The sequence below is a fragment of the Rahnella aceris genome, assembly GCF_011684115.1.
Taxonomy (GTDB): Bacteria; Pseudomonadota; Gammaproteobacteria; order Enterobacterales; family Enterobacteriaceae; genus Rahnella; species Rahnella aceris.
The window spans coordinates 2,693,698-2,712,741 of record NZ_JAADJV010000001.1 but is presented as its reverse complement, the minus strand read 5'-3'; the positions used below and the strand labels follow the sequence as shown (position 1 = coordinate 2,712,741).

General features: G+C 54.5%; 17 protein-coding genes and 1 other RNA gene. 13 read left to right on the top strand and 5 right to left on the bottom strand.

The window, feature by feature from the left end; translation table 11 throughout:
• Window positions 1–324 precede the first annotated feature (324 nt).
• Window positions 325–1,563 (top strand): phosphoglycerate dehydrogenase, encoded by a 1,239-nt coding sequence (serA, locus tag GW591_RS12435; RefSeq protein ID WP_013576791.1) that lies wholly within the window; start codon window positions 325–327, stop codon window positions 1,561–1,563.
• Between the two features lie 111 nt (window positions 1,564–1,674).
• Here serA and ydgU read toward each other — a convergent pair whose 3' ends face one another.
• The 5 genes from ydgU to zapA all read right to left on the bottom strand — a co-directional run bounded on the left by ydgU (window position 1,675) and on the right by zapA (window position 3,753).
• On the bottom strand, window positions 1,675–1,755 hold the full coding sequence (gene ydgU / locus GW591_RS24290; RefSeq protein WP_455769640.1) for a small membrane protein YdgU: 81 nt from the start codon (window positions 1,753–1,755) through the stop codon (window positions 1,675–1,677).
• Window positions 1,756–1,874: 119 nt separating this feature from the next.
• Window positions 1,875–2,285: an acid resistance repetitive basic protein Asr gene (asr, locus tag GW591_RS12430; protein ID WP_013576790.1), complete on the bottom strand. Its 411-nt coding sequence runs from the start codon at window positions 2,283–2,285 to the stop codon at window positions 1,875–1,877.
• Window positions 2,286–2,556: 271 nt separating this feature from the next.
• On the bottom strand, window positions 2,557–3,153 hold the full coding sequence (locus GW591_RS12425) for a 5-formyltetrahydrofolate cyclo-ligase (RefSeq protein ID WP_119261923.1): 597 nt from the start codon (window positions 3,151–3,153) through the stop codon (window positions 2,557–2,559).
• Between the two features lie 39 nt (window positions 3,154–3,192).
• A non-coding RNA gene (gene ssrS, locus GW591_RS12420) (6S RNA) lies at window positions 3,193–3,376 on the bottom strand.
• A gap of 47 nt (window positions 3,377–3,423) precedes the next feature.
• Window positions 3,424–3,753, bottom strand: a complete 330-nt coding sequence (zapA, locus tag GW591_RS12415) for a cell division protein ZapA (RefSeq protein ID WP_013576788.1) — start codon at window positions 3,751–3,753, stop codon at window positions 3,424–3,426.
• A 253-nt stretch (window positions 3,754–4,006) separates the two neighbouring features.
• Here zapA and GW591_RS12410 point away from each other — a divergent pair, with 253 nt between their 5' ends.
• The 12 genes from GW591_RS12410 to GW591_RS12355 all read left to right on the top strand — a co-directional run bounded on the left by GW591_RS12410 (window position 4,007) and on the right by GW591_RS12355 (window position 19,037).
• On the top strand, window positions 4,007–4,579 hold the full coding sequence (locus GW591_RS12410) for a YecA/YgfB family protein (RefSeq protein WP_015690331.1): 573 nt from the start codon (window positions 4,007–4,009) through the stop codon (window positions 4,577–4,579).
• A gap of 58 nt (window positions 4,580–4,637) precedes the next feature.
• Entirely contained in the window at window positions 4,638–5,954 is a 1,317-nt protein-coding gene (pepP, locus tag GW591_RS12405) for a Xaa-Pro aminopeptidase (RefSeq protein WP_013576786.1), read from the top strand.
• Window position 5,955: 1 nt separating this feature from the next.
• On the top strand, window positions 5,956–7,134 hold the full coding sequence (ubiH, locus tag GW591_RS12400) for a 2-octaprenyl-6-methoxyphenyl hydroxylase (protein WP_013576785.1): 1,179 nt from the start codon (window positions 5,956–5,958) through the stop codon (window positions 7,132–7,134).
• Between the two features lie 17 nt (window positions 7,135–7,151).
• The gene (gene ubiI / locus GW591_RS12395) at window positions 7,152–8,378 is read left to right on the top strand and encodes an FAD-dependent 2-octaprenylphenol hydroxylase (RefSeq protein ID WP_112150871.1); all 1,227 of its coding nucleotides are present in this window, start codon (window positions 7,152–7,154) and stop codon (window positions 8,376–8,378) included.
• A gap of 452 nt (window positions 8,379–8,830) precedes the next feature.
• The gene (gcvT, locus tag GW591_RS12390; protein ID WP_119261922.1) at window positions 8,831–9,928 is read left to right on the top strand and encodes a glycine cleavage system aminomethyltransferase GcvT; all 1,098 of its coding nucleotides are present in this window, start codon (window positions 8,831–8,833) and stop codon (window positions 9,926–9,928) included.
• A 63-nt stretch (window positions 9,929–9,991) separates the two neighbouring features.
• Window positions 9,992–10,378: a glycine cleavage system protein GcvH gene (gcvH, locus tag GW591_RS12385; RefSeq protein WP_112150869.1), complete on the top strand. Its 387-nt coding sequence runs from the start codon at window positions 9,992–9,994 to the stop codon at window positions 10,376–10,378.
• Window positions 10,379–10,487: 109 nt separating this feature from the next.
• Window positions 10,488–13,361, top strand: a complete 2,874-nt coding sequence (gene gcvP / locus GW591_RS12380; protein WP_166860672.1) for an aminomethyl-transferring glycine dehydrogenase — start codon at window positions 10,488–10,490, stop codon at window positions 13,359–13,361.
• Window positions 13,362–13,582: 221 nt separating this feature from the next.
• A complete protein-coding gene (locus tag GW591_RS12375) occupies window positions 13,583–14,326 on the top strand; it encodes an SDR family oxidoreductase (RefSeq protein ID WP_166860668.1) in 744 nt (247 codons plus the stop codon).
• 331 nt (window positions 14,327–14,657) lie between these two features.
• Window positions 14,658–15,515, top strand: coding sequence for a DeoR/GlpR family DNA-binding transcription regulator (locus tag GW591_RS12370; protein WP_013576779.1), 858 nt, complete (start codon window positions 14,658–14,660; stop codon window positions 15,513–15,515).
• A gap of 18 nt (window positions 15,516–15,533) precedes the next feature.
• Window positions 15,534–16,520 carry a substrate-binding domain-containing protein gene (locus GW591_RS12365; RefSeq protein ID WP_013576778.1) on the top strand — a complete coding sequence of 329 codons (987 nt, stop codon included), beginning with the start codon at window positions 15,534–15,536 and terminating at the stop codon, window positions 16,518–16,520.
• A 2-nt stretch (window positions 16,521–16,522) separates the two neighbouring features.
• Window positions 16,523–18,055, top strand: a complete 1,533-nt coding sequence (locus GW591_RS12360; protein ID WP_013576777.1) for a sugar ABC transporter ATP-binding protein — start codon at window positions 16,523–16,525, stop codon at window positions 18,053–18,055.
• Window positions 18,048–19,037 (top strand): ABC transporter permease, encoded by a 990-nt coding sequence (locus GW591_RS12355; RefSeq protein WP_112150866.1) that lies wholly within the window; start codon window positions 18,048–18,050, stop codon window positions 19,035–19,037. The genes GW591_RS12360 and GW591_RS12355 overlap by 8 nt, the downstream gene beginning before the upstream one ends.
• Window positions 19,038–19,044 lie beyond the last annotated feature (7 nt).

Sequence of the window (19,044 nt, the reverse complement as noted above, 5' to 3'; positions counted from 1 at the left end):
GCTTTAGGGCAAGGCAGCCAGCCTAAGCCTCGTCATTGCGCTGTCATAACGCAATGTTATGAAGATGATAATTTTCTGACTGAATCATCTTTTCTTCAAAGGCTTTAATTTGGTGACTTATGTCACATTTCTGTATTTCTCCTCCTGAACGTCTGGCACAGTAAAATTGAACCAGCATGAAATGCTAAAAACCGGCAGGCGTGCTGAGCCTTCTGCTGGGGGGCAGGCAATCGTTTGTATTGATGATGGCGGATTTTTTGTTATGTTGACTGTGAGCAGTCATCTTGCAGTTCGAATTCAGCCAGAAAAATATAGGGTCGGGAAATGGCAAAAGTATCACTTGAGAAAGACAAGATTAAATTTTTGTTAGTGGAAGGCGTCCACCAAAGTGCGGTTGATACACTCCGTGCCGCGGGTTACACCAATATTGAATTTCACAAAGGTGCTTTAGACACGCAATCGCTGAAAGAATCGATCCGTGATGCGCACTTTGTTGGACTCCGATCGCGTACTCAGCTGACTGAAGAAGTGTTCCAGGCAGCAGAAAAACTGGTGGCTGTTGGGTGTTTCTGTATCGGCACCAATCAGGTAGATCTGAAAGCTGCGACCCGTCGCGGTATTCCGGTCTTTAACGCACCCTTCTCCAACACCCGTTCGGTTGCCGAAATGGTGCTGGGCGAAATGCTGCTGATGATGCGTGGCATTCCTGAAGCTAACGCCAAGGCGCACCGTGGTGTCTGGAACAAATTAGCCGTCGGCTCGTTCGAAGCGCGCGGCAAGCGTCTGGGCATTATCGGTTACGGCCACATTGGTACGCAACTGGGGATCCTGGCGGAAAGCCTGGGGATGCGCGTCTTCTATTATGACATCGAAAGCAAACTGCCTTTGGGCAACGCGCAGCCGATTGCCACACTGGAAGAATTGCTCAATACCAGCGACGTGGTCACGCTGCATGTGCCGGAAACAGCCGGAACCAAAGACATGATCTCCGAGTTGCAACTGGCGCAGATGAAGCCGGGCGCGTTGTTAATCAACGCCTCACGCGGTACGGTCATCGACATTCCTGCTCTGTGCAATGCGCTGCGTAACAAACATCTTTCCGGTGCGGCTATCGACGTCTTCCCGGAAGAACCGGCGACTAACAGTGACCCGTTCAATTCTCCGCTGTGTGAATTTGACAACGTGCTGCTGACGCCGCATATCGGCGGTTCAACGATGGAAGCGCAGGAAGGTATCGGCCTCGAAGTGGCAGGCAAACTGGCGAAATACTCTGACAACGGTTCTACACTGTCAGCGGTCAACTTCCCGGAAGCGTCTCTGCCAGCGCACACCGAGAAAGCCAGCCGTCTGCTGCATATCCACGAAAATCGTCCGGGTGTGCTGACCAGCATCAACCAGATTTTTGCGGAACAGGGTATCAACATTGCTGCGCAGTACCTGCAAACCAGCCCAGAAATCGGTTATGTGGTGATTGATGCGGAAACGGATATCAATACGCTGACTACCGCGCTGCAACTGATGAAGGCGATTCCGGGAACCATTCGTGCCCGTTTGCTTTACTGATAAGCCTTTCTGAAACAGACAAAATACCAACCGCCGAAAGGCGGTTTTTTGTTTTATGGCATCAGGGCGTTAAAAAATGTCTGCAGAGGGAATAAAGGGGGGATCAAAACGTCAGAAGTAAAAGGACAGGGTAATCAGACCGCAGAGGATCATTGATGAAAAAGTGATTTCGAACAGGTAGCGGCGCAGCATCATCTGTCAGTACCTCAGGGCAGAAAACGGAGAAAAAAACACCCGGCGAACCGGGTGTTAAATTTTTCAGTCTTGATAAGAGTGAACAGATTCGTTCACAAAGACTTCTTAGTGACTTCTTATGCTGCCGGAGTTGCTTTAGCCGGAGCAGCTTTCTTAGCATGTTTCACGTGCTTTTTAGCCGCCTGCGCCTTCTGAGCAACAGGAGCCGCTTTCTTAGCGTGTTTCACGTGCTTCTTAGCCGCCTGCGCTTTCTGAGCAACAGGAGCCGCTTTTTTAGCGTGTTTCACGTGTTTCTTAGCCGCCTGCGCCTTCTGAGCGACTGGCGCTTTTTTAGCGGCTTTTTTGTGTTTCTTGGCAGCTTGCGCTTTCTGAACAGGTTTCTTGTGTGCTTTATGCTTAGTGGCATGAGCCGGAGCTGCGGTGGTTGTGGTAGCAGCAGGTGCCGGCGTTGCGGTAGTTTCAGCAGCGAAAGCGACAGAAGACAGGCCCATTGCAGCGGCTACAACCAGAGCTAATACTTTTTTCATCTTTAATTCCTCAGGGATCTTGGTTTGTGTGTCTACCCCACTGCGGGGCCGATGTGAGAATAATAGGCGTGACAAACCTTGCTGTCCGTGAGTGATTGGTTTCGGCATGTAACGGTATGTATAAAGAGAAAGTATTATTAATTTCAATTGGTTGGGTTTTTAAAAAGCGAGGGAGACGTGCGGATTTCAAGCTTAGTTACAACATACTTATGAGGTGTGCTTTCTATTTCTGGCTGGCACTCTGCTTACCGTGGATTTATATCGTCTGGCATCACCATCTCCACACTTTTCCAGGCGTGATGACCTCAGGTAAAGGCACATCCCAGTGTTCCACCGGTAAAGCATCGACATGCTGACAATCGTGCGCTAATCCGATCGGATACGGCCCGCCTTCTTTCCAGCGCTCAAGTGTGCGGTCATAAAAGCCACCACCCATACCTAAACGTTGCCCCGCACTGTCGAACGCCACCAGCGGTGTCAGGATGATATCAAGCTGCGCCAGTGGGATCACCTGCGTGACATCCAGTTGTGGCTCAAGAATGTTGAGCCGGTTGCGCACCAGCGTCGTATCGGGCGTATAACGCAGAAAAAGCAGATTACCCGGCGAGAAAGGGTGCAGCACTGGCAGACAAAGCTGTTTGCCTTCGTTCCACAAACGGGCGATCAACGGTGCGGTATCCAGCTCACCATCAAAGGACAGAAACAGGGAGACTGAACTGGCGGACTGAATTTTCGGATGGGTTGCAACGCGTTCTGCAGCCTGCAGCGCAAAATGAGTTTGCTGTTCAGCGGTCAGCGTATTTCTGCGTTGGCGTATTTCACTGCGGATGGTTTGTCGGGCAGAAGCAAAAAGCGGCGTGTAGGGCATAGATACAAACACCAGAAAGGGATGTACCAAAAAGAAAGGGGAATCTCCGAGATGCCGTCGCAGGCTGTAACCCTTGAACCCATGGTTCAAGGTGAACGTGCTGTCGCAATCTTTAGGCTTCTCGGACGGACCGAGCATGCGCACCGATTACGGATCATCACATTCTGTTGGTACTAATTATCGGCTCAGGGGACGGGCCCGCTGGCGAACATCTCAGAGAAATTTTTTACCGTTTCTGACGACCTGTGACCAGTCAGTCAGCAACGTGTGTTATTCGAAAGGCGCCCCTTCACGTTCAGAGATCCGGCCTTGTTCGAGCAATGCCTGCTCGATGGTTTGTTGCAACATCCGTATACGTTGTTCCATATTGGATGCGTAGTCGCGCGTTTTCAACCTTTCCTGAGCAAGTTCGTGACATACGTTCAATGCCGCGATGAATACCAGTTGCTCCGTATTGGTGACTCTAGTGCGAACTTTCAGATCTTGCAACCGCTGATTAAGATCTTCAGCTGCCAGATTCAGTGCTTCCTGTTGTTCTGGCGGACAATTCACCCGTAAAGAGCGACCAAAAATTTGAATATCTACCGGTTGTGCAGACATGCCACCTTCCTGCTGATTTATTCGTCCGCCCCAACGTGACCACTACGACCTGGCGCAGGATGTTGGAAGCGGGCGCCACTATAACTATCTCAATACCAGGTTACAACCCCATGACCGGCTGACTGCTGCCCGATTGTTCAGAGCGTGCCATTCATGTTTAAGACCACCTCATCACGGGCTGCTAATCTGGTACTACGACAGACCTTGGTGGTAGCATAACACGAACTTAACCTGCCAACGATGGCGAATGCGCATGTCTATAGAGAATACTTACCCTACTTACGATTCGTTGGATCAAAACCTGAAACAACAATCGGTTGCTTTGACCGCAGCAGAAATGCACGGTTTGATCAGTGGTTTGCTGTGCGGTGGCAATCGCGACGGCAGCTGGCTGACGATGGTGCATGATCTGACTAACGAAGGTATGGCCTTCCCGCACACGCTGGCAGATTTGCTGCAACAATTGCGCAAAGTGACGTCAGACACTCTCGAAGATGACAGCTTCGAATTCAAAATGTTGATGCCCGACGATGAAAAACACATCTTTGAGCGTGCCGATGCGCTGGCCGGATGGGTTAACCATTTCCTGCTTGGCCTGGGCATGATGCAGCCAAAACTCGCCAAAGTGAAAGGCGAAGTCGGTGAAGCGATCGACGATTTGCGCAGCATCGCGCAACTGGGCTACGACGAAGATGAAGATCAGGAACAACTGGCGCAATCTTTAGAGGAAGTGGTGGAGTACGTCCGTGTTGCCGCCATTCTGTGCTTTGGTGAATTTGGCCACAGCCGCCCGACGGCTGCGGAAAATCACCGTACTTTGCATTGATGGTACATTGCATTACATAAACTGATTGCACTCATTAAAACGATTTCAGGAGAAGGTGATGACTCAGCAAGAGTACGAGAATCGTCGTCAGGCGCTGTTAGCGAAGATGGCCCCGGGAAGTGCTGCGGTAATTTTTTCTGCGCCCGAAGCACCACGCAGTGCCGACAGTGAATACCCGTATCGTCAGAGCAGTGATTTCTGGTATTTCACCGGTTTCAATGAGCCGGAAGCGGTATTGATCCTGGTGAAAAGTGATGAAAATCATAACCACAGCGTCCTGTTTAACCGCGTCCGTGATCTCACCGCTGAAATCTGGTTTGGTCGTCGTTTAGGTCAGGAAGCCGCGCCCGCCAGGCTTGGCGTGACCAAAGCGCTGCCTTTTGATGATATCAACGATCAGCTTCATCTGCTGCTTAACGGTCTCGACGTGCTGTATCACGCACAGGGCGATTACGCCTATGCGGATGAAATCGTTAACCGTGCCATGGAAAAACTGCGCAAAGGCTTCCGTCAGAATCTCTCGGCCCCGGCCACTGTCACCGACTGGCGTCCGTGGGTGCATGACATGCGCCTGTTCAAATCGGCTGAAGAGATTGCCGTTATGCGCCGCGCCGGACACATCACCGCGCTGGCCCATACCCGTGCGATGGAAAAATGCCGTCCGGGCATGTTCGAATATCAGCTTGAAGGCGAGATTCATCACGAATTCACCCGTCACGGTGCACGTTATCCTTCCTATAACACCATTGTGGGCGGCGGCGAAAACGGCTGCATCCTGCATTACACCGAAAACGAATGTGAACTGCGTGACGGCGATTTAGTGCTGATTGACGCTGGTTGTGAATATCAGGGTTATGCCGGTGATATCACCCGCACGTTCCCGGTGAACGGCAAATTCAGCAAAGCGCAGCGCGAAATCTACGACATCGTGCTGGCGTCAGAATATAAAGCGCTGGAAGTGTTCGGGCCGGGCAGCAGCATTCAGGCCGCGACCGAAGCCGCAGTTCGCGTGATGATTGAAGGTCTGGTCAAACTGGGCGTGATGAAAGGTGATGTTGAAACCCTTTACGCGGAGCAGGCACACCGCCAGTTCTTCATGCACGGTCTTTCCCACTGGCTGGGGCTGGACGTTCATGATGTCGGCCATTATGGCTCAGTGGATCGCAGCCGTACGCTGGAGCCGGGCATGGTGCTGACCGTTGAACCGGGTCTGTATATCGCGCCGGATGCCGACGTACCGGAAGCGTACCGCGGCATCGGTATCCGTATTGAAGACGACATTCTGATCACCACCACCGGTATTGAAATTCTGACCGGCGATGTGGTGAAAGAAGCCGATGATATTGAAGCGTTAATGGCGGCGGCAAAGAAATAATATGAGCATCGTAATTGTTGGCGGCGGCATGACCGGTGCCACGCTGGCGCTGGCGATTTCCTCGCTGACGCAGGGACGTTTGGCGGTGCATCTGGTGGAAGCCACTGCGCCGGAACATCACGGACACCCGGGCTTTGATGCCCGCTCGATTGCGCTGGCACAGGGAACCTGCCAGCAATTATCGCGGGTGGGGATCTGGTCTGCCCTGGCGGCAATCGCCACGCCAATCCGTGATATCCATGTCAGCGATCGTGGTCACGCGGCCTTTGTGAATCTCAATGCCGCGCATTATGGCGTCGAGGCGCTGGGGCAGGTGGTTGAGTTGCATGAAGTCGGTAAGCGCCTGTTTGCGATGCTGAAAAATGCACCCGGCGTCACGCTGCATTGTCCGGCGAAAGTTATGGATGTCGCGCGTTCACAAGATTCCGCCAGCGTGACGCTCGACAGCGGTCAAACGCTGACAGCACAGCTTTTGGTGGCCGCTGACGGTTCGCATTCTTCGCTGGCAAAAGCCTGCAATATTGGCTGGCAGCGTGAAGATTATGGCCAGATTGCCGTCATCGCCAACGTGGCGACCAGCGAGCCGCACCACAATCGTGCTTTCGAGCGTTTCACCCAACACGGTCCGCTGGCACTGCTGCCGATGTCCGATGGCCGCAGTTCACTGGTCTGGTGTCATCCGCGCGAAGCGAAAGGCAAGATTGATCACTGGAGCGAAGCGCAGTTCCTCAGTGAGTTGCAAAAAGCTTTCGGCTGGCGACTGGGCACCTTCCGGCAGGCCGGTAAACGGTTCAGTTATCCGCTGCAATTACAGCAAGCCAATAGTCACATCAGCCACCGTCTGGCGCTGGTTGGCAACGCGGCGCAAACGCTGCATCCGATTGCCGGACAGGGTTTTAACCTCGGTCTGCGTGACGTCATGACGCTGGCGGAAACACTGGCTAATGCTGCTGCACAAGGTGCCGATGTCGGCAGTTACCGCGTGCTGAGTGAATATCAGCAGCGCCGTCAGCCCGATCAGCAGGCAACCGTCGGCGTTACCGATGGCTTGATCCACCTCTTTGCCAACCGCTGGCTGCCGTTAATGGTCGGGCGCAATCTCGGTTTACTGGCGATGGAAGGCATTACGCCATTACGCGATGCTTTCACTCGCAGAACGTTAGGTTGGGTTGACCGTTAATCCCTACAGGAAAAATTATGCAATCTTTTGATGTGGTTATCGCCGGTGGCGGAATGGTTGGTCTGGCGCTGGCGTGCGGATTACAGGGCAGCGGTCTGCGTGTTGCCGTACTGGAAAATCAGCAGCCGGATCTTGATACGCCCTTGCCGGAACAGCCTGGCTTGCGGGTTTCAGCGATCAATGCTGCCAGTGAACGTCTGCTGAAATATATCGGCGTCTGGGACAACATTATTGCGCAGCGTGCCAATGCCTATCAGGGGATGGAAGTCTGGGATCGCGACAGCTTCGGCAAAATCGCGTTCCGCGGCGAAGAATACGGTTTCAGCCATCTGGGCCATATTATTGAAAATCAGGTGATCCACCGCGCCTTGTGGCAACGTGCGGAAAAATCTTCCGACATCACATTGCTCACACCGGCAACACTGAAAAATGTGGCGTGGGGAGAAAATGAAGCCTTCATTACCCTGAGTGATGAACGTCAGCTCAGCGCGCGTTTAGTGGTCGGCGCGGATGGCGCACAGTCGTGGCTGCGTAAGCACGCCGATATTCCGCTGACCTTCTGGGATTATCGCCATCATGCACTGGTGGCGACCATACGCACTGAAGAACCGCACCAGTCTGTCGCAAGGCAGGTATTCCACGGCGAAGGTATTCTGGCATTTCTGCCGCTGGCGGATGCACATCTGTCTTCTATCGTCTGGTCAGTGTCACCGGATGAAGCGCAGCGCCTGAGTGCGCTTGAGCCGGAAGAGTTCAACAAAATCCTTGCCAGTACCTTTGACCTGCGTCTGGGTATTTGTACCGTAGAAAGCGATCGCGTGACCTTTCCGCTGACCGGCCGTTATGCCCGCAGTTTTGCCGGACAACGTCTGGCGCTGGTGGGCGATGCGGCACACACCGTGCATCCGCTGGCCGGGCAGGGTGTCAACTTAGGTTTTATGGATGCCGCAGAACTGGCCTCCGAAATCAAACGCCTGCAAAAAGAAGGCAAAGATTTCGGCCAGCACATGTACCTGCGTCGTTACGAGCGTCGTCGTAAACACAGCGCTGCGCTGATGCTTGCCGGGATGCAGGGCTTCCGCGAACTGTTTGCCGGTGACAATCCGGCCAAAAAACTGCTGCGTGATATTGGCCTGACGCTGGCGGATTCCCTGCCGGGCGTGAAGCCGAAACTGGTCCGCCAGGCAATGGGGCTGAATGATTTACCGGAATGGTTACGGGACGATTCGCTTCGATTGAAATAATCTAATTTTAGCTCAATTTTTCCATTACATTTTCTAATCCGGGGCCGGATTTCTCATTCTGCAAATGGTGAGAAATCCGGCCTTGTCGTTATATAACATCGATACTTTTGATGTTTATTTGTAGATTTTGCGCCACAAACCCCAGTTTACCAGTCAAAAACTCTGCACAATGCCCTTGTGAGATCACTGACATTCATTCTGCTCTGCATATTTTAACTTATGGTTAGCAGGGAGATTCAGTGGTAAGTTCGAGCAAGGGTATCGTTTGCGCCACCACGCAAAATCCCGTCATCATTCGAGCTATCTCCGCGTTGGCTTCCTTCGCGAACCCCGGTCACATACTTATGTATGCTCCCGGGGATTCACTCAGTTGCCGCCTTGATCTAACACGAATGATTTTGGGTTTTTACGTGGTGTGCCGTTTATGCATTTGTATTCAAATGAGGAATAAGATGGTTAAGCAGACTCAGCTTTATGAACAACATGTTGCGTGCGGTGCGCGTATGGTCGATTTCCACGGCTGGATGATGCCTCTGCATTACGGCTCCCAACTGGATGAACACCACATCGTGCGTCAGGATGCCGGTATGTTTGACGTCTCGCACATGACCATTGTCGATCTCCACGGTGCCCGTACCCGTGAATTCCTCCGTTACCTGCTGGCGAACGATGTCGCCAAACTCACCGTTCCCGGCAAAGCGCTCTATACCGGTATGCTCAATGCGTCCGGCGGCGTGATCGACGACCTGATTGTTTACTTCCTCAACGAAAATTATTTCCGTCTGGTGGTTAACTCCGCTACCCGCGAGAAAGATCTGGCATGGATTTCGCAGCATGCAGAACCGTACGCTGTTGAACTGACGGTGCGTGATGATCTGGCGCTGGTCGCTGTACAGGGGCCGCAGGCGAAAGAAAAAGCGGAAACCTTGTTTACCGCCGGGCAAAAACAAGCTGTCGCGGGCATGAAGCCGTTCTTTGGCGTGCAGTCCGGCGACCTGTTTATCGCGACAACCGGTTATACCGGCGAAGCGGGTTATGAAATCGCGCTGCCGCAAGAGCAGGTGGCGGATTTCTGGCAGAAATTGCTGGCAGCAGACGTGAAGCCCGCCGGTCTGGGCGCGCGCGACACGCTGCGTCTGGAAGCCGGTATGAATCTCTACGGTCAGGAAATGGACGAAGGCGTTTCGCCGCTGGCGGCCAACATGGGCTGGACCATCGCCTGGACACCGGAAGACCGTCACTTTATTGGCCGTGACGCACTGGAAAGACAGCGCGAGCAGGGCACCGAACAGCTGGTCGGCCTGGTGATGACCGAGAAAGGTGTATTGCGTAACGAACTGCCGGTGCGATTCACCGACAGCGCGGGCAACACGCTGGAAGGCGTGATCACCAGCGGGTCATTCTCTCCGACGCTGGGCTACAGTATTGCACTGGCACGCGTTCCGGCAGGCATTGGCGAAAATGCCATTGTGCAGATCCGCAACCGTGAAATGCCGGTAAAAGTCACCAAACCCGGTTTTGTCCGTAACGGCAAACCGCTGGTGCAGTAACGAATTCGTGATAAAAATTATCCGGTTAACGCTGAATTAAGCACTTTTTTTGGAGAAAGTAACATGAGCAATGTTCCAGCAGATTTGAAATACGCATCCTCCCACGAGTGGATACGTTCAGAAGGCAACGGCGTTTATACCGTAGGCATCACCGAACACGCACAGGAGTTACTGGGCGATATGGTTTTCGTTGATCTGCCAGAAGTCGGCCGTGAAGTTGCCGCCGGTGAAGATTGCGCCGTGGCTGAATCCGTCAAAGCGGCGTCAGATATTTACTCTCCAATTAGCGGCGAAATCGTTGCAGTTAACAGCGAACTGGAAGGTTCTCCGGAGCTGGTCAACAGCGAGCCATACGGCACCGGTTTCCTGTTCCAGATTAAAGCGTCAGACGAAAGCGAACTGGCCAAGCTGCTTGATGCACAAGCCTACTCAGCGTCCATCGACGAGTAATTACACATTGCATTACCCGCCCCGCAACCCGCTTGCGGGGCAGTTCCAGACCCGTAGCTTTTGTCAGTATCCCAAGACACCTCCAGCAGATTTCAGGAATGCGTAGCAAATGACTCAGACTCTCAGCCAACTCGAACACAGCGAAGCCTTTATCGGCCGCCACATCGGTCCGTCTTCTCAGCAGCAGCAACAGATGCTGGAAACGGTCGGTGCGGATTCTTTAAATGCGCTGATCCAGCAGATCGTTCCGGTCGATATCCAGTTACCTGGCCCGCCGGCTGTCGGTGATGCCGTCACGGAACATCAGGCGCTGGCTGAGCTGAAAGCCATTGCCAGCCAGAATCAACGCTATAAATCCTACATCGGTATGGGTTACAGCGCGGTGCTGACACCGCCGGTTATCCAGCGCAATATGCTGGAAAATCCGGGCTGGTACACCGCGTACACGCCGTATCAGCCGGAAGTATCACAGGGCCGTCTTGAAGCGCTGCTGAACTTCCAGCAACTGACTTTAGACTTAACGGGGCTGGATCTGGCTTCTGCTTCTTTGCTTGATGAAGCGACTGCCGCAGCCGAAGCGATGGCGCTGGCAAAACGTGCCAGCAAACTCAAAGATGCCAACCGTTTCTTCGTGGCAGACGACGTGCATCCGCAAACGCTGGATGTGGTGCGTACCCGTGCGGAAACCTTCGGTTTTGACATCATTGTTGATAAAGCCGAAAAAGTGCTCGAGCTGGAAGGCGTGTTCGGCGTGCTGCTGCAGCAGGTTGGCACCACCGGTGAAGTTCACGATTACACCGCGCTGCTGGGCGAACTGAAATCCCGCAAAATTATTACCAGCGTTGCCGCTGATATTATGGCGCTGGTGCTGCTGGCCGCACCGGGCAAGCAGGGCGCAGACGTGGTCTTCGGTTCCGCGCAACGCTTTGGCGTGCCGATGGGCTACGGCGGTCCGCACGCGGCATTCTTCGCCTGTGTAGACGAATTCAAACGTTCCATGCCGGGCCGTATCATCGGGGTTTCCCGTGATGCCGCAGGCAAAACTGCACTGCGTATGGCGATGCAGACCCGCGAGCAACATATCCGCCGCGAAAAAGCCAACTCCAACATTTGTACCTCGCAGGTTTTACTGGCGAATATTGCCAGTCTGTATGCGGTATTCCACGGTCCAGAAGGCCTGAAACGCATTGCGTCACGTATTCACCGTCTGACCGACATTCTGGCCGCAGGCCTGAAACAGGGTGGCCTGACGCTGCGTCATAACACCTGGTTTGACACGCTGACTGTTGAAGTCAAAGACAAAGCCGCTGTGCTGGAGCGCGCACTGAGTTTCGGTCTGAACCTGCGTACTGACATTCACGGCGCAGTCGGTATCACCCTCGACGAAGCCACGTCCCGCGAAGACGTTCAGGTTCTGTTCGCTGCCCTGCTGGGTGACGACAACGGTCTGGATATCGACAAGCTGGACAAGGCGGCATCGACCGACAGCAACTCCATTCCTGCGGCGATGCTGCGTGTGGATCCGATCCTGACCCATCCGGTATTCAACCAGTACCACAGCGAAACCGAGATGATGCGTTATATGCACCGTCTGGAGAAAAAGGATCTGGCGTTGAATCAGGCCATGATCCCGCTGGGTTCCTGCACCATGAAACTGAACGCTGCGGCAGAAATGATCCCGATAACCTGGCCGGAATTTGCCGATCTGCACCCGTTCTGTCCGACAGAACAGGCTGGCGGTTATCAGCAGATGATTGGTCAGTTGTCACAATGGCTGGTTCAGCTTACCGGTTACGACGCAGTTTGCATGCAGCCAAACTCCGGCGCGCAGGGCGAATACGCGGGTCTGCTGGCCATCCGTCGTTACCACGAAAGCCGTAACGAAAGCGGTCGTCACATCTGCCTGATCCCAAGTTCAGCGCACGGCACCAACCCGGCTTCCGCGCAGATGGCGAGCATGACCGTCGTAGTGGTTGCGTGTGATAAACAGGGCAACATCGACCTGAGCGACCTGCGTGAGAAAGCGGCGAAAGCGGGCGATGAGCTGTCTTGTATCATGGTGACGTACCCTTCAACGCACGGCGTTTACGAAGAAACTATCCGCGAAGTTTGCCAGATTGTGCATCAGTACGGCGGTCAGGTTTACCTCGACGGCGCGAACATGAACGCACAGGTCGGCATTACCACGCCGGGTTACATCGGCGCGGACGTCTCGCACCTTAACCTGCATAAAACTTTCTGTATCCCGCACGGCGGCGGCGGTCCTGGCATGGGCCCGATTGGTGTGAAAGCGCATCTGGCGCCGTTCGTTCCGGGTCACAGCGTGGTGCAGATTGACGGCGTGCTGACGCAAAACGGCGCGGTTTCTGCGGCACCGTTCGGCAGTGCTTCCATCCTGCCAATCAGCTGGATGTATATCCGCATGATGGGCGCGGAAGGTCTGAAACAAGCCAGCCAGGTGGCAATTCTGAATGCGAACTACATCGCGACCCGTCTGAAAGACGCGTATCCGGTGCTGTATACCGGACGTGATGGTCGTGTGGCGCACGAATGCATTCTGGATATTCGTCCGCTGAAAGAGACGACCGGTATCAGTGAAATGGATATCGCCAAGCGTCTGATCGACTACGGATTCCATGCCCCGACCATGTCCTTCCCGGTGGCCGGTACGCTGATGGTTGAACCAACCGAATCAGAAAGCAAAGTGGAACTGGATCGCTTTATCGATGCGCTGCTGGCGATCCGCAGTGAAATCGACCGCGTGGCGCAAGGCAAATGGCCTCTGGCAGACAACCCGCTGGTGAATGCACCGCACGTGCAGAACGAGCTGGTCAGCGACTGGAACCATCCGTACACCCGCGAAGTGGCGGTATTCCCGGCCGGTTACGACAACAAGTACTGGCCGACGGTGAAACGTCTGGATGACGTGTACGGGGACAGGAATTTGTTCTGTTCGTGTGTACCGATGTCAGATTACGAGTAAGACGCCGATCTGCTCCTCGCTGAGAAGGGTGAGGAGTAAAAAACTCGGGCTGCTCCCTCCCCTGCGAAGGGGAGGGTTGGGGTGGGGTATTAAGGTCAGAATCCAAAAATTAAAGTTAGCTTTGTCAAAGTGTTAGTCCTTAAAACCCCCTCCCGGCCTCCCCCTTCGCAGGGGGAGGAGTAAGCACTTTCCTCATTTCCCCCCAATGGAATCTTACACTCATGAAAATCGCTCTCGTCACCGGCGGCAGTCGCGGCATCGGCCGTGCAACGGCTCTCCTTCTTGCGCAGCAGGGTTACTCCGTCGGTGTGAATTACGTGAATAACGAAACCGCAGCCCAATCTGTCATCAATGAAATCCATCAGTCCGGTGGCAAAGCCATCGCGCTGAAGGCTGATATTTCCGATGAAGCGCAGGTTGTCGCGATGTTCAAACAGCTGAGCAACGAACTCGGCCCGATCACCGCGCTGGTGAATAATGCCGGGATTTTGTTCCAGCAGACCACCATTGAAAATCTCTCTGCTGCACGTATCAACAAAGTGCTGTCTACTAACGTAACCGGGTATTTCCTGTGCTGCCGTGAGGCGGTGAAAATCATGTCACACCGGCATGGCGGAAAAGGCGGGGCGATTGTGAATGTGTCCTCGGCGGCTGCCCGTTTAGGTGCGCCGGGTGAATATGTCGATTATGCGGCATCGAAAGGTGCGGTGGATACCCTGACAACCGGTCTGGCGCTGGAAGTGGCGGCGTACGGTATCCGCGTTAACTGTGTGCGTCCGGGTCTGATCTACACCGACATGCACGCCAGCGGCGGTGAGCCGGGACGCGTCGATCGCGTGAAAGCCAATCTGCCGATGCAGCGCGGCGGTCAGCCGGAAGAAGTCGCACAGGCGATTGCCTGGTTGCTGTCGGATTCCGCCTCTTACGCCACCGGCAGCTTTCTCGATCTGGCTGGCGGCAGATAGTCAGCGTAAATCATTGATAGCGGGGTTCGCTCCCCGTTCACTCCCCCAAAACGGTCAAATCCACACAACCGGTCATTAACGGTCATTAAATTGCACGAGGAATTGTGACCGTTTGCAAATCTGTTGCTGTTCTGTTGCAACGCAAATGACGATTTAATGCCGTTCCCACCACAGATCCAAACTTTAACATTTCATCTTTTCTCACCTTTTCGTGACAACTATCACAGGACGATTGTGGCAAAAAATGCGCACAGTCGCCTTTGAGGCACTGCGCATTCCATAAACATCCGGCTGCGTATCCTATTTGACATCGGGAAAGAGGAATCACCACATGCTGCCAGTAGAGCGACATCGATATATCACCGAAATTCTCAGCCAGCGCGGACGCATTCTTGTGCAGGAAGTGGCGCAGTTATGCCGCATCTCGCTGGAAACCGCGCGGCGGGATCTGGCGCTGCTGGAAAAGCGTGGCGTGCTGTTACGCAGCCATGGCGGCGCGGTGTTTAAAGAACATTCGGCGGCAGAAAAAACCTATGTGCCGTCGCAGATTGAACAGGGTGAATCCTTTCGTGACCGCAGCAATCAGTCGCCGGACAGCAAAACGCGTATCGCCAAACGGGCGTTACAGCTGATCAATCCCGGCGATTGCCTGCTGCTCGACAGCAGTTCCAGCAGCTGGTTTCTGGCGCGCCAGTTGCCTGACATTCAGCTGGTGGTGCTGACCAACTCGGTGCACATCATCCAGACGCTGGCGGTGAAAGCTAACGTGCGGGTGATCGGACTGGGCGGTGAATACTCGGCGAAATACGAAGATTTTGTCGGTGTGCTGGCCGAACAAATGCTGAAAGAGTTCGTCATCAACAAACTGTTTTTCTCCTGTCACGGCATCAGCCACGAAGGCGGTATCCGTGAAAGTAACGAGCATCACGCACGGCTGAAACAGCAAATGCTGCTTTCCTCCGAGCACAAAATTTTGCTGGCTGACTCCAGCAAATTCGGCCGCCGCTCTTTTGCGCGGATCTGCCACTACCGGGAAATCGACACACTGATAACAGACCATCTGGAGGATGAAGAATTCCGCCAGGAACTGGCCTGGAGCAACGTTAACGTGATTGAAGTTTCTCCGTCACCCCTACAGAAAAAAACTAAAAACAGCCGCAACGGCCCGTTAGCTGCGGCACATAACTGACCTCCCAGGAGAGTAAACATGATCAAGAAATCCGTTCTTGCCTGCCTGTTCGCCACAGCCATGTTGTCCCTGTCTGCGCACGCCGCCGACAAAATTCGCATGGGCGTGGTGGTGAAAGTCGGCGGTAACGCCTGGTTCAACGCGATGGAAGCCGGGATCAAAAGCGAAGCGGCCAAACGCGGGATAGACGCGTGGCAGGTCGGGCCGACCAGTGCGGATCCGGCGTTGCAGGTGCGTGCGATTGAAGATCTGATCGCCCAGAAAGTAGATGTGATCGGCGTGGTGCCCAACGATGCCCGCGTGCTGGAGCCGGTACTGAAACGCGCTCACGACGCCGGGATAAAAGTCATCGTGCATGAATCGCCGGATCAGAAATATGCCGACTGGGATTTCGAAATGGTCGATGCCACGCAGCACGGCATTAATCACATGATCGCGCTGGCGCAGTGTATGAAAGAGAAAGGCGATTACGCGGTATACGTCGGAAGTCTTACCGTCCCACTCCATCAGAAATGGGCTGATGCCGCCATCAATTACCAGAAAGAACATTATCCGGATATGCATCTGGTCGGCGACAAATTTGGTGTCGGCGAATCCCTTGATGACAGCATCCGTACCACCAACGACCTGATGTCCAAAGATGCCAACCTGAAAGGCATTCTGGCGATCGGCTCGCAAGGCCCGATTGGCGCAGGCCGCGCGGTGCTTAACCGTGGCAAAACTGACGACATCTGTGTGTTCGGGCCATTCAGTCCGGGTCAGGGCGCCAGTCTGGTGAAAGCCGGGGCCATCAAAGGCGGCTTTATCTGGAACCCGATGGTCGCGGGTGAAGTCTTTGTGCGCATCGCCGAGAAGCTGGAGAAAGGCGAAAAAATCACTGACGGCATGACCATTGAAGGCATGGGCAAAGTGAAAGTCGATGAAGCAACGCACACCATTCTGGGCAACGAAACCGAAAGCCTGGACAAAGCGAACCTGCCGAAACTGGTCAAAATGGGGCTGTAATCATGGCAATCTCCGAGATCATTCAAACAGAGAACGCGCCGCTGATTGATGTGCAAAACCTGTCGGTGACGTTTGGCGGGCAGCGTGCACTCAACGACATTTCCCTGCGGCTGATGCAGGGCGAAGTTCACTGCCTGGCGGGCACCAACGGCTGCGGGAAAAGTACGTTGATCAAAGTGATCTCGGGGGTTTATCAGCCGGACAACGGTTGCCAGATCACGCTCAGCTCGCCGTCGCAGGGCAGCCAGAGTTTCAGCAAACTCTCTCCGGATCAGGCACGTCAGTTTGGCGTGCAGGTGATTTATCAGGACTTGTCGCTGTTCCCGAACCTCAGCGTGTTCGAGAACATCGCCTTCGACCACAACTTACAAGGGCTGATGGGCTGGTATCGCCCGTCGCGCCTGCGGGAAACCGCGCAGCGCATTCTGACTGAACTGAATTACACGCTGGATCTCGACAGCAAAGTCTCGGCGCTGCCGATTGCCCAGCGCCAGCAGGTGGCGATTTGCCGTGCACTGGTCGCCGATGCGCGGTTAGTGATTATGGATGAGCCGACGGCCTCGCTGACCCGCACCGAAGTGAATCAGTTGCTGCGCACCGTGCATTATCTGAAAAGCAAAGGCATCAGCGTGGTGTTCGTCAGCCATCGCCTCGATGAAGTGCTGGAGATTTCCGACAGCGTCACGGTGATCCGTGACGGCAAAAAGGTCGGCACATTCCCGGCCTCTGAAGTCAGCAGCGAACGCCTGACCGAACTGATGACCGGCCTGAAACTCGATTACCGCCTGAAAGCCGCCAACATGAATGACGAACGCATCATGCTGGAAACCGACAAACTCAGCCGCGCAGGCCAGTATCACGACGTCAGTTTCAAACTGCATGCCGGAGAAGTGCTCGGTTTATGCGGTCTGCTCGGTTCCGGCCGCACCGAACTGGCACTCAGTCTGTTCGGCATGACCAAACCCGACAGCGGCAAAATCTACCTCGACAGCAAGCCGGTGCGTTTTCGCAGCCATGAAGACGCGATCAAATCCGGCGTCGGTTATGTGTCGGAAGATCGCCTGACGCTCGGCCTGATCCAGCAACAATCGGTGGGCGACAACACCGTGCTGGCGATCATGGATCAGCTGCGCAGCCGTTTTCATCTGATCGACGAATACCGCAAAAACAAGATCATTCAGCAGTGGATCGAAAAACTCGGCGTCAAAGTCGCCAGTCCCGAACAGGCGATTTCCACCCTTTCCGGTGGCAATCAGCAAAAGATCGTCCTCGCGAAATGGGTGCTGACACAGCCGAAAATCCTGATCCTCGATTCGCCAACGGTCGGCGTCGATGTCGGCGCGAAAGCCAGCATTTATCAGTTGATCCACCAACTGGCGGAAGAGGGGATTTCCATCCTGCTGATTTCCGACGAAGTGCCGGAAGTCTATTTCAACTGTGACCGCGTGCTGCATTTCAGTGAAGGCACGGTGGTTGGCGAATATCTGCCGGGCGCGATTACCCAGCAACAACTTGCGGAGGCGGTCAATGCTTAAGCTCAGCCGGTTACGCCCGTCCAGCAACGAAGGTTATTTAGCCTGGGTATTGCTGGTGGTGATCGTCACCTTTTCCTTACTCACCAACCAGTTTCTGACTTTACAGAACCTGCTGGATCTGACCGAAAGCTACGCCGTCAGCGGCATCTTTGCCCTCGGTCTGTTCGTGGTGCTGGTCACCGGCGGAATCGATATTTCGTTCGCCGCCGTGGCTTCTGTCGTGCAGTACCTCATCGCCACGCTGGCGATTCACTACGGCCTGAGCAGCCCGACCGGCAGCATTTTACTGGCGGTCGCCATCGGCACGGTGCTCGGGATGATCAACGCGATTCTGATCTACTGCCTGCGCATCGTGTCGATCATCGTCACCATCAGTATGCAGTCGCTGCTGTTCGGCATGCTGATGTGGCTGACCAACGGCACCAGTTTGTACGACCTGCCGGACTGGCTGACGACGCCAATCCGTGTGCTGCCGTTCAGCGTCGGCGAGCAGCATTATCAGATTGGATTGCCGGTGGTGGTGATGTTAGTGGTCGCCGGACTGAGCTGGATCCTGCTTAACAAAACCCATCTCGGACGCCAGTTATTTGCGGTCGGCGGTGACCAGGAATCCGCACGCCGTATCGGTATTCGCGTCGGTTTGCTGCATCTTTTTGCCTACGGATATCTCGGCGCGATGGCGGCGATTGGCGGGCTGGTGCAGGTGTATCGCGTCGGTGAAGTGGTGCCGAATGCACTGGTCGGCGGCGAGCTGGATGTACTGGCGGCGGCAGTGCTCGGCGGTGCCAGTCTCAACGGCGGCAAAGGCAGCGTGGTCGGCACCCTGATGGGCGTGTTCCTGATTGGCGTGCTGAAAAACGGCCTCAACCTGATCGGCGTTTCCAGTTACTTCATGAATATCGTTATCGGCGTGGTGATCGTCGCGGCCATCACCGTCACCCATTACAAGAAACGCAAAGAAACCGAAGTCGGCTTCGCCTGAGGAAAAC